This is a genomic window from Pseudarthrobacter sp. As-47 (assembly GCF_058215595.1).
Genome location: NZ_CM177088.1, coordinates 3,696,991 through 3,711,125 on the forward strand (window position 1 = coordinate 3,696,991; position 14,135 = coordinate 3,711,125).

At 66.5% G+C, this 14,135-nt stretch carries 17 protein-coding genes; 10 read left to right on the forward strand and 7 right to left on the reverse strand.

The genetic code is table 11. The features are described from left to right. Positions 1-19: 19 nt before the first annotated feature. Positions 20-613 carry an adenylate kinase gene (locus AC4BCK_RS17140; protein ID WP_377087370.1) on the reverse strand — a complete coding sequence of 198 codons (594 nt, stop codon included), beginning with the start codon at positions 611-613 and terminating at the stop codon, positions 20-22. A gap of 300 nt (positions 614-913) precedes the next feature. On the opposite strand from AC4BCK_RS17140, the gene AC4BCK_RS17145 reads away from it, so the two are divergent. The 6 genes from AC4BCK_RS17145 (at position 914) to AC4BCK_RS17170 (ending at position 7,023) form a co-directional block, all read left to right on the forward strand. After that, complete coding sequence (locus AC4BCK_RS17145; protein WP_174177296.1) at positions 914-1,657, forward strand: GAF and ANTAR domain-containing protein; 744 nt, start codon at positions 914-916, stop codon at positions 1,655-1,657. A gap of 64 nt (positions 1,658-1,721) precedes the next feature. Next, complete coding sequence (locus tag AC4BCK_RS17150; protein ID WP_363958182.1) at positions 1,722-2,705, forward strand: phosphodiester glycosidase family protein; 984 nt, start codon at positions 1,722-1,724, stop codon at positions 2,703-2,705. Between the two features lie 9 nt (positions 2,706-2,714). Next, the gene (locus AC4BCK_RS17155) at positions 2,715-3,827 is read left to right on the forward strand and encodes a GtrA family protein (RefSeq protein WP_363958179.1); all 1,113 of its coding nucleotides are present in this window, start codon (positions 2,715-2,717) and stop codon (positions 3,825-3,827) included. A gap of 75 nt (positions 3,828-3,902) precedes the next feature. Beyond that, positions 3,903-4,580 carry a DUF4956 domain-containing protein gene (locus AC4BCK_RS17160; RefSeq protein ID WP_490566242.1) on the forward strand — a complete coding sequence of 226 codons (678 nt, stop codon included), beginning with the start codon at positions 3,903-3,905 and terminating at the stop codon, positions 4,578-4,580. Next, positions 4,577-5,365: a polyphosphate polymerase domain-containing protein gene (locus AC4BCK_RS17165; RefSeq protein ID WP_174177304.1), complete on the forward strand. Its 789-nt coding sequence runs from the start codon at positions 4,577-4,579 to the stop codon at positions 5,363-5,365. The genes AC4BCK_RS17160 and AC4BCK_RS17165 overlap by 4 nt, the downstream gene beginning before the upstream one ends. 38 nt (positions 5,366-5,403) lie before the next feature. Further along, positions 5,404-7,023, forward strand: coding sequence for a carbohydrate-binding domain-containing protein (locus AC4BCK_RS17170; protein WP_363958170.1), 1,620 nt, complete (start codon positions 5,404-5,406; stop codon positions 7,021-7,023). 174 nt (positions 7,024-7,197) lie between these two features. Here the strand turns inward: AC4BCK_RS17170 and AC4BCK_RS17175 are convergent, their stop codons facing one another. From AC4BCK_RS17175 to AC4BCK_RS17195, 5 genes are all read right to left on the reverse strand, one after another. Continuing rightward, positions 7,198-8,034: an alpha/beta fold hydrolase gene (locus AC4BCK_RS17175; RefSeq protein ID WP_490566243.1), complete on the reverse strand. Its 837-nt coding sequence runs from the start codon at positions 8,032-8,034 to the stop codon at positions 7,198-7,200. Between the two features lie 133 nt (positions 8,035-8,167). Then, entirely contained in the window at positions 8,168-8,365 is a 198-nt protein-coding gene (locus AC4BCK_RS17180; RefSeq protein WP_364410010.1) for a hypothetical protein, read from the reverse strand. A gap of 271 nt (positions 8,366-8,636) precedes the next feature. After that, positions 8,637-9,824, reverse strand: coding sequence for a fatty acid desaturase family protein (locus tag AC4BCK_RS17185; RefSeq protein ID WP_490566244.1), 1,188 nt, complete (start codon positions 9,822-9,824; stop codon positions 8,637-8,639). A 13-nt stretch (positions 9,825-9,837) separates the two neighbouring features. Beyond that, positions 9,838-10,935 (reverse strand): ferredoxin reductase, encoded by a 1,098-nt coding sequence (locus AC4BCK_RS17190; RefSeq protein ID WP_141002268.1) that lies wholly within the window; start codon positions 10,933-10,935, stop codon positions 9,838-9,840. A gap of 224 nt (positions 10,936-11,159) precedes the next feature. Beyond that, positions 11,160-12,191 (reverse strand): LLM class flavin-dependent oxidoreductase, encoded by a 1,032-nt coding sequence (locus AC4BCK_RS17195; protein ID WP_490566245.1) that lies wholly within the window; start codon positions 12,189-12,191, stop codon positions 11,160-11,162. Positions 12,192-12,280: 89 nt separating this feature from the next. Between AC4BCK_RS17195 and AC4BCK_RS17200 the strand changes: the two genes are divergently transcribed. Genes AC4BCK_RS17200 through AC4BCK_RS17210 form a run of 3 tightly spaced genes read left to right on the forward strand, consistent with a single transcriptional unit; the run spans position 12,281 to position 13,422 of the window. Further along, positions 12,281-12,619 (forward strand): YnfA family protein, encoded by a 339-nt coding sequence (locus tag AC4BCK_RS17200; RefSeq protein WP_471899648.1) that lies wholly within the window; start codon positions 12,281-12,283, stop codon positions 12,617-12,619. Positions 12,620-12,675: 56 nt separating this feature from the next. Beyond that, the gene (locus AC4BCK_RS17205) at positions 12,676-13,080 is read left to right on the forward strand and encodes a YidH family protein (protein ID WP_490566246.1); all 405 of its coding nucleotides are present in this window, start codon (positions 12,676-12,678) and stop codon (positions 13,078-13,080) included. A 3-nt stretch (positions 13,081-13,083) separates the two neighbouring features. Further along, on the forward strand, positions 13,084-13,422 hold the full coding sequence (locus tag AC4BCK_RS17210) for a DUF202 domain-containing protein (protein WP_174177319.1): 339 nt from the start codon (positions 13,084-13,086) through the stop codon (positions 13,420-13,422). Positions 13,423-13,430: 8 nt separating this feature from the next. Here the strand turns inward: AC4BCK_RS17210 and AC4BCK_RS17215 are convergent, their stop codons facing one another. Continuing rightward, positions 13,431-13,829: a DUF3592 domain-containing protein gene (locus AC4BCK_RS17215; protein ID WP_251422560.1), complete on the reverse strand. Its 399-nt coding sequence runs from the start codon at positions 13,827-13,829 to the stop codon at positions 13,431-13,433. Between the two features lie 57 nt (positions 13,830-13,886). Here AC4BCK_RS17215 and AC4BCK_RS17220 point away from each other — a divergent pair, with 57 nt between their 5' ends. Further along, on the forward strand, positions 13,887-14,123 hold the full coding sequence (locus AC4BCK_RS17220; protein ID WP_174177323.1) for a DUF2630 family protein: 237 nt from the start codon (positions 13,887-13,889) through the stop codon (positions 14,121-14,123). Positions 14,124-14,135: the final 12 nt, after the last annotated feature.

The window sequence follows — 14,135 nt, forward strand, 5'->3', positions numbered from 1 at the left end:
GTTGGTGGCTTGCGCCGGTTCAGGCGCCGGGGCGCGGGGAAGCCAGGAACTTTTCGACGGCGGCGATCGCCTGTCTGGTGATGTCGCCGGGATCTCCGCTGCCGTCCACGGAAACGAGCATTCCACGGCCGGCGTAGACCGAGACTACTTCATGCGTCTCACGGTGGTAGAGATCCAGGCGGCGCCGGAACACGTCCACCGTGTCATCCGTGCGGCCCTGCTCCGCGGCACGCCGGAGCATCCGCTGCTCCAGGACGGAGTCGGGGGCGGTCAGCTCAATGACCGCATCCAGCGCAAACCCCTGGGACACGAGCATGTTGTCCAGCTCCGCCACCTGCGGAGCCGTGCGCGGATAGCCGTCCAGCAGGAACCCCGCCTGCAGGCCGCTGTCCTGCAGGCGGTCCTTGACCATCGCGTTGGTGAGGTGGTCCGGGACAAAATCGCCGTCGTCGAGATAGCCGGCAGCCTGTTTTCCCAGCTCCGTTTCCTCGTTGACGTTGGTCCGGAAAATCTCGCCGGTGGAAAGCGTGGGAACGCCGAAGTGCCGGGCCAGGTGTTCCGCCTGCGTTCCCTTGCCGGAGCCCGGCGGACCGATGATGAGCAGCCTGGTCATGTCCTGTCCCTCTTCCTGCCCCAGCGGGGCCTGCCAGCCGCCGGTTCCGGGGGTCTGCCGCCGGGAGCACCGGCGCCTGCTTCATTCTGCCGGTAACTCCCCGGCCGGCGCCAGAGAGCCTGCACCGTATGTGTCAAGGTGACCATTTCCCCCGCCGGAGGATGTATATACTTCTGGATATCGGTTTAGCAGCAGGCCGTTGGAAAGTTCCTCGATCCAGCGACCTTCACAGCCTGCCCGCTCCGCCGGGGGGATGCTGGAAGTCACCGGGTTGTCCTGAGCGAATGGCACCAGAAAACCGTGGCCAGCGAGTCAACAGCAAAAACTGATACATCCATTACCGAGCACCTGCATGAGCTGGTCCTCAACAGCTCTGATGTTGAGGACTTCCTTAACGAGCTGGCACAGGTATCCGCACGCAACCTTTCCGAGCCCGGCGATGAGATCATGTGCGCCATCACCCTCCTGCGGCAGCGCAAGGCCGCGACCGTGGCGAGCAGCAGCCCGGATGCGAAGGCCATTGCGCACCTTGAGTATGAGTTCAGCGAGACGCCGAGCCTGACGGCCTCTGCCGCCCAGGAAAGCATCCACGTCCCCGACGCCCGCGACGACGGCCGCTGGCCCGAATACTCCTCGGCCGTGCTGGCCCAGGGCATCCGCTCCGTCCTCGCGCTGCCCTTCCAGCTGGAGGGCGGGACGAAGGCTGCCCTGCTGCTGTACTCGCGCCGGCCACACCGTTTCGAGCCGCGCATCCTTGAATTTGCCGAGGACTTCGTGGGCCAGACGTCCCTGGCCCTGCGCCTGGCGGTGCGCTTTGCCCACTACAGCGAGACTGCGGCGAACCTCCGCGCCACGTTGGAGTCCCGGACGGTGATCGACATGGCCGTGGGCATCATCATGGCCCAGAACCGGTGCAGCCAGCAGGACGCCTTCGAGATCCTGAAAACGGCCTCCAGCACCCGCAACTCGAAGCTTCATGACGTTGCCGCGGCCGTGGTGAATTCGCTGGGCCAAGGGCCGGCACGCACGCACTACGACGGCTAGTTTTCACAGGCCCCTTATATATCCGGCAAATCCCCCTGCCAGCTTGCCTCCCTAGAAATGAGGCATGACTCCGCAACAGACCAGAGAACGTAAACCCGGCCGCGCCCGGCGGGCCATCATCGCCGGGGCCGTGGCCCTCACCCTTTCCGCCGGGGGCGCAACGGCCTGGGCACTGGACCGGTTCGTGGTCCAGCACGTCGAGATCGCCGATGTCTCGGCCTACGAAGCCAGCCAGGCAGGAAACTCCACCGGAACGACGGCTGAAACCGCCACCGATTCCACGTCATCCACCGCCGTCACCACGGACACTTCCTACGTCTCCGGCTCGTTCAACATCAGCATCTCCACGGTAACCACCGGCAGCGGCGACGACACCGTCACGTACTACGTTGCCGACGTCGTGCTCGATGACGCCACCACCCTCCAGTCCGCCTTCGCCAACGACAGCTTCGGCGAGAACATCACCGAAACCACGTCCGCCATTGCCGAGGCCAACAACGCAGTGTTCGCCATCAACGGCGACTATTACGGCTTCCGGGACACCGGCATCGTGATCCGCAACGGCGTGGTGTTCCGCGACGAGGGGGCGCGGCAGGGCCTGGCGTTCTACCGCGACGGCACCGTCAAGGTCTACGACGAAACCACCACCACGGCCGGGCAGCTGGTGGCCGAGGGCGTCTGGAACACCCTCTCCTTCGGCCCGTCCCTGCTGGACAACGGCGAAGTGGCCGAAGGCATCGAGGACGTGGAAGTGGACACCAACTTCGGCAACCACTCCATCCAGGGCGAACAGCCCCGCACCGCCGTCGGCATCATCGACGACAACCACTTGGTGTTCGTGGTGGTGGACGGCCGCAGCCCCGGCTACAGCGCCGGGGTCACCATGACCGGCCTCGCGGATATCATGCAGGGCCTCGGTGCCACCACGGCGTACAACATCGACGGCGGAGGCTCCTCCACCATGTACTTCAACGGTTCTCTGGTGAACAACCCGCTGGGCGCCAACAAAGAACGCGGCACCTCCGACATCCTCTACATCGGCGGGTAGGGCCCGGACATGATCATCCTGATCCCTGCCTATGAGCCGGACCTGCAGCTTCCCGCCCTGATCCGCTCCATCCGCCAGGCGGAACCGTGGCTTCCCATCGTGGTGGTGGATGACGGCAGCGGCCCGGAGTACCGGGACGTGTTCGACGCCGTCAGGGACCTTGGGTGCCATGTGATCAGCTATGGGCGCAACAGGGGAAAGGGCTTCGCCCTCAAGTCCGGGCTGGGCTTCATTGCGGACAACCTGCCCGGCCACGACGTGGTGTGCGCCGACAGCGACGGCCAGCACCGGACGGCGGACATCCTCCGGGTGGCCGATTCCCTCCGGGAGGAGGACCGGGCGGGGCAGGGCTGGTCCACGATGGTGCTGGGCAGCCGGAAGTTCACCGGCGACGTCCCGGCGCGCAGCCGGTTTGGCAACACCGCAACGAAGATGCTCTTCACCCTGGCCACCGGCGAGCGCATTTCCGATACCCAGACCGGCCTCCGCGGCTACCCCGCCGCCATGATCCCCTGGCTCCGGTCCGTCCGCGGCGACCGGTACGAATACGAGCTGAACCTGCTGCTGGAAGCGCGGAACGCCGGCTATGCCATCCGTTCGGTGGACATCGCCACGGTGTACCTGGACCACAATTCCGGTTCGCACTTCCGTCCGCTGGCCGACTCGGTGCGGATCTACGCCCCGCTGCTGAAGTTCCTGGCTTCGTCCTTCACTGCGTTCCTGGTGGACACCGTGCTGTTCGTGCTGCTCACGCTGCTGGCCGACTCCCTGCTCCTTGCTGTGCTGGGGGCCAGGGCGGTGAGTTCCGCCGTGAACTTCATGGTGAACCGGCGCATCGTCTTTGACCATGGCAGGGACAAGCCCGCCGGCACCACCGGAATCCGCTACTTCAGCCTCGCCGCCCTGCTGCTTGCTGCCAACTTCGGCCTCATCTGGGCCCTGGAAGGCGCCGGGCTGCTGGCGCTTCCGGCCAAGATCCTGGCTGAGGCCATCCTGCTGGGGATCAGTTTTGTGGTGCAGCAACGCTTCCTCTTCACGGCACAGGCACGCGGAAAAGCAGCCAGCAAATCCTCCCGCACCGGCCCCAGGGAACCGTCAGCCAGCACTCATATACCCGGCTAGGTTCCGTCACAGCACCCGCACAGTTTGGGCGGGCACCGTGAATACCAGCCCACCAAAAACATCCCGGAGAATCCCATGAACCCCCTTATTTTCACCCTCGCCGACCTGGCAGCCATCAGCATCCTGACCTTTGTCCTGTACCTCCGCCGCCACCGCCGCCGCGACCTGGTGGTGTCCTACCTGGGCATGAACGTGGGCGTCCTGGCCGTGGCCACAGCGCTCTCGGGTTCGGCCGCCGGCCTTGGCCTGGGACTGGGCCTGTTCGGGGTCCTGTCCATCATCCGGCTGCGCTCCACCGAACTGGCCCAGCACGAGGTGGCCTACTACTTCTCGGCCCTGGCCCTTGGCCTGATCGCCGGCCTGGGGATTGAGCCCCTCTGGCTGACAGGTTCACTGATGGCACTGATCCTGCTGGTGATGTTCGTGGGAGACCACCCACGGGTCCTGCCGGCCCACCGCCACCAGACCGTCATCCTGGACCGCGCCATTGCCGAGGACGGCGAACTCTACGCCCGGCTGGAAGAGGTCCTCCACGGCAAGGTCCACTCCGCCACCATCCAGGAACTGGACCTGGTGAACGACAAGACCATCGTGGATGTCCGGTACGCCTACTCCCCCGCAGCCTTCCCTGCAGCTGTCACGGCCCTGCCGGCGCCGCGGCACGCGGAATCTGCCCCCATGGAACCTGCCTCCCTTCAACCTGCCGCCGGAGAACCAGCCACCCGCCTGACAACCCCTGCAGGTGCCGCATGAGCACGCCCGCAACGGCCGTCGTCGTCAGCAACCTCGGATCCCTCCGCCCCGTTGGGCTGGAGGAGCTCAACTCCGAGGCCGCACTGCAGACCCGCGTGGACCGCAAGTACGTGGTCCCGGCCCGGTTTGCAGGCCAGCTCCTCGCCACGTTCCGCGCCGACGTCCGCGTCCTGGAGATGGACGGCTCCCGCAGCTTCGCCTACGACTCCGTCTACTTCGACACCGCCGGCCTGGACAGCTACCTCCTGGCAGCCCGCGGCCGCCGGCGCCGGTACAAGATCCGCACCCGGACCTATGTGGACAGCGCGGTGAGCTTCCTGGAGGTGAAAACCGAAGGCGCCCGGGAAGCGACGGTCAAGGAACGCATCCCGTACCTCCCCGAGGACCGCGCCCGGCTCACGGCCGAAGGCCTGGAGTACGTCCGCGAAACGCTCACCGCGGCCGTGGGTTCAATACCCCCCGGCCGCCTCCACCCGGTCCTCGAAACCCGCTACCACCGGACCACGCTCTACCTTCCGGAGTCCGGGAGCCGCGCCACCATCGACACGGACGTGACCTGGCAGCGTCCCGGCCAGGCTGCTTGGGTGCTCGATGATGCGGTGATCCTGGAGACCAAGTCGGGCTCCACGGCCGGGCCGCTGGACCGGCATTTGTGGGCACACGGCGTCCGCCCCTCCCGGATCTCGAAATTCGCCACCGGCATGGCCGCCCTGTGCCCGGACCTACCCGCAAACCGCTGGAACCGGACGCTGCGCCGCAGCCTCTCCCTCCGGCCCGTAGCCTGACCCCCATCTCCCCCACGCTTTCACCTGAAGGAAAAACCATGAAACGCTTCCGCACACATCTGTCCGTCACCGCGCTTGCCCTGGCCCTCGGCCTGGCGGGCTGCTCCGTGGGCGGCACGACTCCCACCGGGGTCTCGGCCGTCAGCAGCCAGGCCTCCACCACCAGCGCGGGCTCTGCCGCCTCCACTGCCTCCACCGGCACTGCGGGGGCCGTCTCGTTGGACGCCCTCGCTGACGACACCCACTACGACGCCGACGACCTCACTTGGGACGCCGCCTCCGAAGTAGCCGTGACCATGGCGGACGGTGCCAGCGCTGCTGCCGCCGGAACGTCGTCGTCCGCTGTCAAGGTCGACGGCGATACCGTCACCATCACCGCCGCCGGCACCTACCGCCTCAGCGGCTCACTGTCCGACGGGCAGGTGGTGGTGGCTGCCGGTGAGGAAGACGTGGTCCGGATCATCCTTGACGGGGCAGCCATCACCAGCTCCACGGGGTCCCCGTTCGTGGTGCAGGGCGCGAACGAGGCGATCGTGTACCTCGAGGACGGAACCACCAACTCCCTCAGCGACGCCGCCACCTACGCCGGCCAGGGCACGGATGCCCCCGACGCAGCCTTGTACTCCATGGCCGACCTCACGGTCGCCGGCACCGGGTCCCTCACCGTAGACGGCAACTTCAACGATGGCATCTCCTCGAAGGACGGCCTTGTCCTCGCCGGAGGCACCGTGACGGTGGACGCCGCGGACGACGGCATCGTCGGCAAGGACTACGCGGTGCTCCTGGACGGCGCCTACAAGGTGACAGCAGGCGACGACGGCTTCAAGTCCGACAACGAGGAGGACGAGGGACGCGGCTGGGTACTGGTCAACGGCGGCACCCTGAACGTCAGCGCCGGCGACGACGGCATCAAGGCCTTCAACACGCTCACCATCGCGGCAGGCACCACCACGGTGGAGGAGTCGGAGGAAGGCCTCGAGGCCCAGCACATCATCATGACCGGCGGCACAGCCACCGTCACCGCCAACGACGACGGCGTGAACGCCTCAGGCGGCAGCACAAGTTCCAGCACCACCGCCGAAGGCGGAATGGGCGGCGGCATGGGTCGCGGGGAGATGGCCGTGGGCGACTACACCGTGGACATCAGCGGCGGCCTGCTGACCATCAACTCACAGGGCGACGGCCTGGACTCCAACGGCAACGCCAGCATCTCCGGCGGCACCGTGGTGGTCAACGGCCCCACGAACGACGGCAACGGGGCGCTTGACGTCAACGGTGAACTGGTGGTCACGGGCGGAACAGTGGCCGCCGCGGGCAGCGCGGGCATGGCTGTCACACCGGGAGCCTCCTCCACGCAGTCCGGCGTGCAGGTGACCCTTGATTCGTCCATTCCCGCCGGCACCGTAGTCCAGATCGCCGACTCCTCCGGCACCGTGGTGGCTGCATTCGTCACCACCAAGGCCGCAGCCTCGCTGGTGTTCTCCTCCGCGGCCATCAGCGACGGCGCGGAATACACGGTGTACACCGGCGGAACGGCAACGGTCAGCGCGGGCATCGGTGAAGGGTCGCTCGACGGCGCCTCGGAGCAGGGTACGGTCACGGCCGGGGAATACAGCGCAGCGCAGGGCCCCGGCGGCGGAGGCGGCCCCCGCTGGTAAACCCCAAACGCTCTCTCACCTAACGCAACGTTTCCCCAAACGCTCTCCCACCTAACGCAACGTTTCCTCCGACGCTCTCTCACCTAACGCAACGTTTCCCCAAACGCTCTCCCACGTCCGGCGGCGGCAGTCATGCCGCCGTCGGACGTTTTGCATGCGCAGGGAGGGAAGCTGCTACTTGGCGAGGAAACGCAGGAGCGCTTCGTTGACTTCGGCGGCGTGTGTCCACAGCAGGCCGTGCGGGGCACCTTCTATTTCCACATAGTCGGCAGTGGGCAAGGCCTTGGCGAACAGCCGGCCGGTGGAGTCGATGGGCAGGATATTGTCCGCGGTGCCGTGGAGGATGAGCGCGGGAACGTCGATCTTGGGGATGTCGGCCCGGAAATCCGTAAGCCATGTGGGCTGGGCTGCCACTGATGCCGTGGCACCCGCATTCGCGGCCAGGTTCCAGCTGGCGTTGACTGCCTCCTGGCTCAGTCGGGGCGTGCCCAGGAACGTGTCCGAGTTGTAGAAGTTCTTGAAGAACTCGGTGAAGAAGGCGTACCGGTCCGCAGTGACGGCCTCGTTCAGCCCATCGAAAACCTCCTGCGGGACGCCGTCCGGGTTGTCATCGGTCTTGAGCAGGAAAGGTTCCAGGGAGCCGAGGAAGGCTGCCCGCGCCACCCGGGCGGAGCCGTAGGTGCCCAGGTAACGGCCCACCTCGCCGGTGCCCATGGAGAAGCCCACCAGTACAACATCGTTGAGGTCCAGGGCTGTCAGCACAGTGTTGAGGTCTGCAGCGAAGGTGTCGTAGTCGTAGCCCTCGGTGGTCTTGCTTGATTTGCCGAAACCGCGGCGGTCGTAGGTGATGACACGGTAGCCCGCGTCAAGGAGGGCCGCTGTCTGCTTTTCCCAGGAGGAACCGTCCAGGGGGTACCCGTGGATCAGCACGACGGGCTGGCCGGAGCCGTGGTCTTCGTAGTAAAGCTCGATATCAGTGCTGTTTTCGGTTCCAACGGTGATGAAGGCCATCGCGGCGGGTCCTTTCGAGACTGTGGGATCGATGCGGCCGGGAGGGTGCCGCGGCCGCGCAGTACCTACTCTAGGGCGGTCCACCGTCCAGTCCAGCCCTTCCCGCGCGTGGCTTCCTGCCAGGCACGCCCTGCTACGGGGAGGGTTGCGGAAGCTCGCAGGTAATCTGCGGATTCGCTCCCATGTAGTTCAGCGGTCCCGCAGCGATGGTGATGGCAATGGTTCCGGCCTCCGCGCAGTTTCCGGGCGCGGCGCCGAAATAGCCGCGCTGCCAGGCGGCCACACCGCCAACAATGAGCCAGATAACGATGAGTGCTCCGACAATCCGCATGATTCCTCCACTGGGCGCCGCGCTGTGGGATCAATTATGCGCGCCTGCCGCGGGTGTGCGAGAGGGTTCCAGGGAAAGTGCGAGAGGATCGGCCGGAAACGTGCATCGAGTGAGAGAGCGTCCGCCGGAAACGTCCATCGAGTGAGAGAGCGTCCGGGGAAACCTTGCGTTAGGTGAGAGAGCGTCGGTGGGGACAGAAAAGCACCTCCGGTCCCGGGGATAATCCCGGAGCCGGAGGTGCTTTCAGTGCTTTGGGCAGGCGGTGCGGCGGTTAGGCCGTGGCTGCCGTCTTGCCGGGCAATGCCAGCCTGAAGATCTTGCCCCAGGTGGATCCGACCTGCTTCAGCAGCGGCCCGGTGGTGTACTTCAAACCGTAGCGCTGGCAGATCTCACGGACCTTGGGCGCCACCTCGGCGTACCGGTTGGACGGCAGGTCCGGGAACAGGTGGTGCTCGATCTGGTGCGAGAGGTTGCCGGTCATGATGTGCATGAACTTCGACCCGGAGATGTTGGCGGAGCCGATCATCTGGCGGATGTACCAGTCACCGCGGGTTTCGCCTTCCGCCATTTCCTCCGTGAAGGTGTCCGTGCCTTCGGGGAAGTGGCCGCAGAAGATCACGGCGTGGGCCCACACGTTGCGAACGGCGTTGGCAGTCAGGGTGCCGTAAAGGGCCTGCTTGCCGGAGCCGGTCAGCATGGCGACGGCCGGGGTTGCGGCGTAGTCCTTGGTGAACTGGGTGACAACCTTCTTGCCGAGGGCCCTGAGGTCCTTGAGCAGCGCTTCCTTGGACTTCTTGCCTTCCTTGAACTCCGTGAGCTCAAGGTCGTAGATGGCGATACCCCACTCGAAGAGGGGCGCCAGGATGGCGTTGAACAGCGGGTTGGCCAGGTTAATGGGCTTCCACGGCTGCTGTTCGTCCATCCGCAGGAGGTTGTATCCGACGTCGTTGTCCTTGCCCACCACGTTGGTCCAGCGGTGGTGGAGGTCGTTGTGGGTGTGCTGCCACGAGCGTGAGGGCGTGACGAAGTCCCACTCCCAGGTGGTGGAGTGGATGTCCGGGTCCCGCATCCAGTCCCACTGGCCGTGCAGGACGTTGTGCCCGATTTCCATGTTCTCCAGGATCTTGGCCAGGCTCAGCAGCGTGGTGCCGGTAACCCAGGCAGCCTTGTTCTTGCTGACCAGCAACGCGGCACGCCCGGAGATCTCCAGGCCACGCTGGACCTTGATCACGCGGCGGATGTAGGCGGCGTCTGCCGCCCCGCGCTTGGCGAGGATCTCGTCGCGGATGGCGTCCAGTTCACGCCCAAGTTCCGCCACCTGCTCATCGCTCAGGTGCGCGGCGGCCGGCGGCCGGACGGTGGGGCTGCCGGACTCGGCGAGTTTTCCGGGGCGCGTCCTTGACCCTCCGGCCGGCTTGCCTTCGGCGGATGTGGTCTTGCTCGGTGTTACTACAGTCATACCGTGGTGCTCCTCAGATTTCGAGGTTGACGGGTCCGGCGGCTGCCGAGACACACGTTTGGATCAATTGTCCGGGTTCGCCGTGGACTTCCCCGGTGCGGAGGTCGCGGACCTGGCCGGACAGGAGGGGGGTCAGGCAGCTGTGGCAGATGCCCATCCGGCACCCGCTGGGCATGAGGACTCCTGCGTCTTCGCCGACGTCGAGGATGGGGGTGTCGCCGTCGGCTTCCACTTCCCTGTCCGAGGCTTCGAAGGTGACCAGCCCGCCGTCGTGCCCCACGCCGCCTTCAAAGGTGGTGTTGAAGCGCTCGATCATGAGGTTGCCGGCACTGCCGGCCACCGCCACGTCCGAGCCGGGGGCCGCAGTGGTGAGCGCCGCGCGCTTCCACAGCGCCTCGGCGTCGTCCAGGAAGCTGTCCGGACCGCAGGCATACGCCGCGCGTTCCTTCCAGTCAGGGCAGATTTCGTCCAGCTGGGAGGTGTTGGTCAGGTCCATGCGGCCCTGCTCACCGGTAAACCAGTGGGCCAGGCGGAAGTTGGGGAACTGGTCCGCCAACTCGGCAAGTTCCTCGCGGAAGAGGCTGTCGCCGGGAGTGCGGGCCGAATGGACGAGCACGACGTCGGCATCCGGACGCCGCGGGACGAGCGTACGGATCATGGACATGACGGGAGTGATGCCGCTGCCCGCGGTTACCATCAGCAGGGGCCGCGGGTGCTCGGGCAGGACGAAGTCGCCCTGCGGAGGAGCCAGGAACAGGACATCGCCGGGCTTGGTGGTGCGCACCAGGGTGCCGGACACGGCGCCAACGTCCGTGACGGTGATGGCGGGGTCCTTGCCGGCAGGGGCGCTGAGGGAGTAGGAGCGCCAGTGGCGGACGCCGTCGAGTTCGACGCCGATGCGCGCCCACTGGCCCGCCAGGTGCGAGTGCCAGCCGCGGCCGGGCCGGAAAAAGATCGTTGCGGACTGGGCCGTCTCCTGGACAACGCGCGTGACGACGCCACGGAGCTGCCGTGCGGAGTAGACGGGGTTGAACAGCGCGAGGATGTCCTCCGGCGACAAGGGCGTGGTGAGGACAGTGGCCGCCTGGGCCAGCTGGCGTAACCGGATCATGCTATTAAGCCTAGAGCGGCGCGAGCCATATTTCTCTCTCTCCGTCATATGACCGTTCCGCAGTCACGCTGTAGTAAGTGGCGCAAAGCCCCCAAGCCGCACTCTAAGAGTAACGGTTCGGCAACGCATAAAGTTCCCCCACCTTTCCATAAGCCTACTTATTATATCGCCGTATTGCTGCTGGCGGGGAGAAATTATAGGTCACACTCTTTCACCGCGGCTGTTCAGGAGCCGGGATTCCATCCCAGCGAGGGCGCGATGTGCCGGGAGATAGTGCCCAGCAGCTTCGCGTTGAAGTCGACCCCCAACTGGTTGGGGATGGTCAGCAGGAGGGTGTCGGCGGCCTGGACGGCGGTGTCCGCGGCGAGCTGTTCCGCCAGCACGTCCGGGGCGCCCGCGTAGCTCTTCCCGAACCGGGCAGTGAGCCCGTCAATGATGCCCACCTGGTCCCGGCCGTCCCGAAGGGCGGCACCGGCAAAGAAGCGGCTGTCTTCCTCATCCACTATGGGTAGGACACTGCGGCTTACCGACACCCGCGGCATGTACTCGTGGCCTGCTGCAGCCCAGGCATCCTGGAACAGCTGGATCTGCTCGGCCTGGAGTTCATGGAAGGGCACGCCGGTGTCCTCGGTCAGCAGCGTGGAGCTCATCAGGTTCATGCCCAGTTCCGCGGCCCAGACCGCCGTCTTCCGGGTCCCGGCTCCCCACCAGATTCGCTCGGCGAGCCCGGGCGACTGCGGCTGGACCGGCAAGAGTCCGGTGGCTCCGCCTGCATACCGCGGGTCTGCTTCCGCGACCCCCGCGCCGGTGATGGCCTTCCGGAAGAGATCGGTGTGCCGGCGGGCCATGTCCGCGTCGGTTTCTCCGGGGCCGGGCACGTACCCGAAGGCTGCTGCTCCCTGGCGGGCCGGCTCGGGTGACCCGCGGCTGATGCCGAGCTGCAGCCGGCCGCCGCTGATCAGGTCGGCGGCCGCGGCTTCCTCGGCCATGTAGAGCGGGTTTTCGTACCGCATGTCGATGACACCCGTGCCGATCTCGATCCTGGTGGTGCGCGCGGCGATGGCGGACAGAAGCGGGAATGGCGAGGCCTGCTGCCGGGCGAAGTGGTGCACCCGGAAGAACGCGCCGTCCAGCCCGAGCTCCTCCGCCGCCACCGACAAGTCGATGGCCTGGAGGAGGGCATCACCGGCTGTCCTGGTGCGGGAGCCCTGCCCGGGACCCCAATGGCCAAATGAGAGAAATCCGATGCGCTCCATACACGGCCCAACCCCGGCCCGGCCCCCGGCATTCCCGCCCTTGTGAAGCCGGCTGGCATGATGGCGTCGTGGGTATCCCTGATGGAGCTGTGAGCATCGCCAAGACCGCTGTGCTGTTTGTCCTGGCTGCTGCGGCGGAAATCGGCGGCGCGTGGCTGGTGTGGCAGTCAGTGCGTGAAGGAAAGGACTGGTGGTGGGCCGGTCTGGGTGTCATCGCCCTGGGGGCTTACGGCTTCGTGGCCACCTTCCAGCCAGACCCCCACTTCGGCCGGATCCTGGCGGCCTACGGCGGGGTGTTTGTGGCCGGATCGCTGGCCTGGGGAATGATCTTTGACGGCTTCCGGCCAGACCGCTGGGACATCGCTGGTTCACTGATCTGCCTGCTGGGCGTGGCCGTGATCATGTTCGCCCCTCGCAGCGGGGCATAGCGCTGCGAGGACAGCGCAGCGGCGGATGCGCCCAGCCGCATAGCTAAACTGGCACCGTGACCAACTGCGAGCAGCCCGCCAGCGCCCCCGTCCCGCCGTCGCGCGGGAAGATCGCCGAACGCCTGCTGCCTGGCGGGGAGGAACCGGACCCGCGGTTCACGCTGGCCAATGAGCGCACGTTCCTGGCCTGGATCCGTACCTCCCTCGCGCTGCTGGCCGGCGGCATCGCCATTGAAGCCTTCACCTCGGACCTCTTCCTGGAACCGGTCCGCAAGGGCCTGGCGGTGGTCCTGCTTCTGCTCGGCATACTGTTGAGCGCAGGCTCCGCTGTCCGGTGGCTCCGGGTGGAACGCAGCATGCGCAACAAGGCGCCGCTGCCGCTGCCCCTCATCGTGCCGCTGCTGGCCGCGGCCGGTGCCCTGGCGGCCGCCGTCGTACTGATCTTCATTCTCTGGCGCTGACCCGTGGCGCCATCCCGCGGCCCCGCACCACTGCATGGGGATCCCGGACTGCAGCCTGAACGGACCACGCTTGCGTGGGGCAGGACCATGCTGGCCCTGGTGACGGTCAGCGCGATCTTCCTGCGCTGGCTGCCGCAGCATGGCCTTCCGATCCTGCTCCTGTTCACGGTGTCCGCCGGGACGGCCGCCGGCATCTACTTCACGCAGCGGCGCCGCTACCGCGTGAGCTCGCACGGTATCCGCAAGGAAAGGCACGACGCCGACATCACCGCCGTGCTCTGGACGGCTTCCGCCGGGGTAATCCTGGGCGCCCTCGGCATTGGCGTGGTGCTTATCGGATAGGGCAGCCCCTAGAACATCGGCAGGATAAAGCCGGCAAGGAAGGCCACGGCGCCAATGCCCGTCAGGCACCGGCCCAGCACCGATGCGGTTTTGCCGGCCTCTTCCGGTGCAGCGGTCTGCCACTGGGTGGGGCGTTTGGGGTGGTAGTAGATGGGGAGGGTGTCGCCCACAGCCAGGTCCCTGATGTCGTGGGGTGACATAGGCGCGTGGTGCACCTGGTATTTGCGGTCGAACCAGCGGAAGCCCACGCCCGTGCTGTCGGAATACACCACCGCTTCAGCCACAGCCCACGGATGAACGAAGCGGCGGAGGAAGCCTGTGTAGAAGAGCAGCGCGAGCCCGGCGGGCAGGCACATCCAGGTCAGCATTTCCAGGATTGGACCTGCCATATCAAGCACAGTGGGCATGATTCAGATGGTACAGGCGTACGCTGGGGAGACCGGTCCGGGGAGTAAGGGGAAGCCATGAATGATCAGGATATTTTGACGCGCATCCAGGCCCTCGTTGAGGAGGAGCACTCACTGCGGGAGGCCCCCGGGGACGGGCAGGTGCCGGACAAGGCGCGGCTGAAGCAGGTGGAGGAAAGCCTGGACCAGTGCTGGGACCTGCTGCGGCAGCGGCGGGCCAAGTCGGACTCCGGCGAGAACCCCAACGATGCCGAAGCCCGGCCCGTCAGCGAAGTCGAAGGCTACAAACAGTAGCGGCCCCCCAGA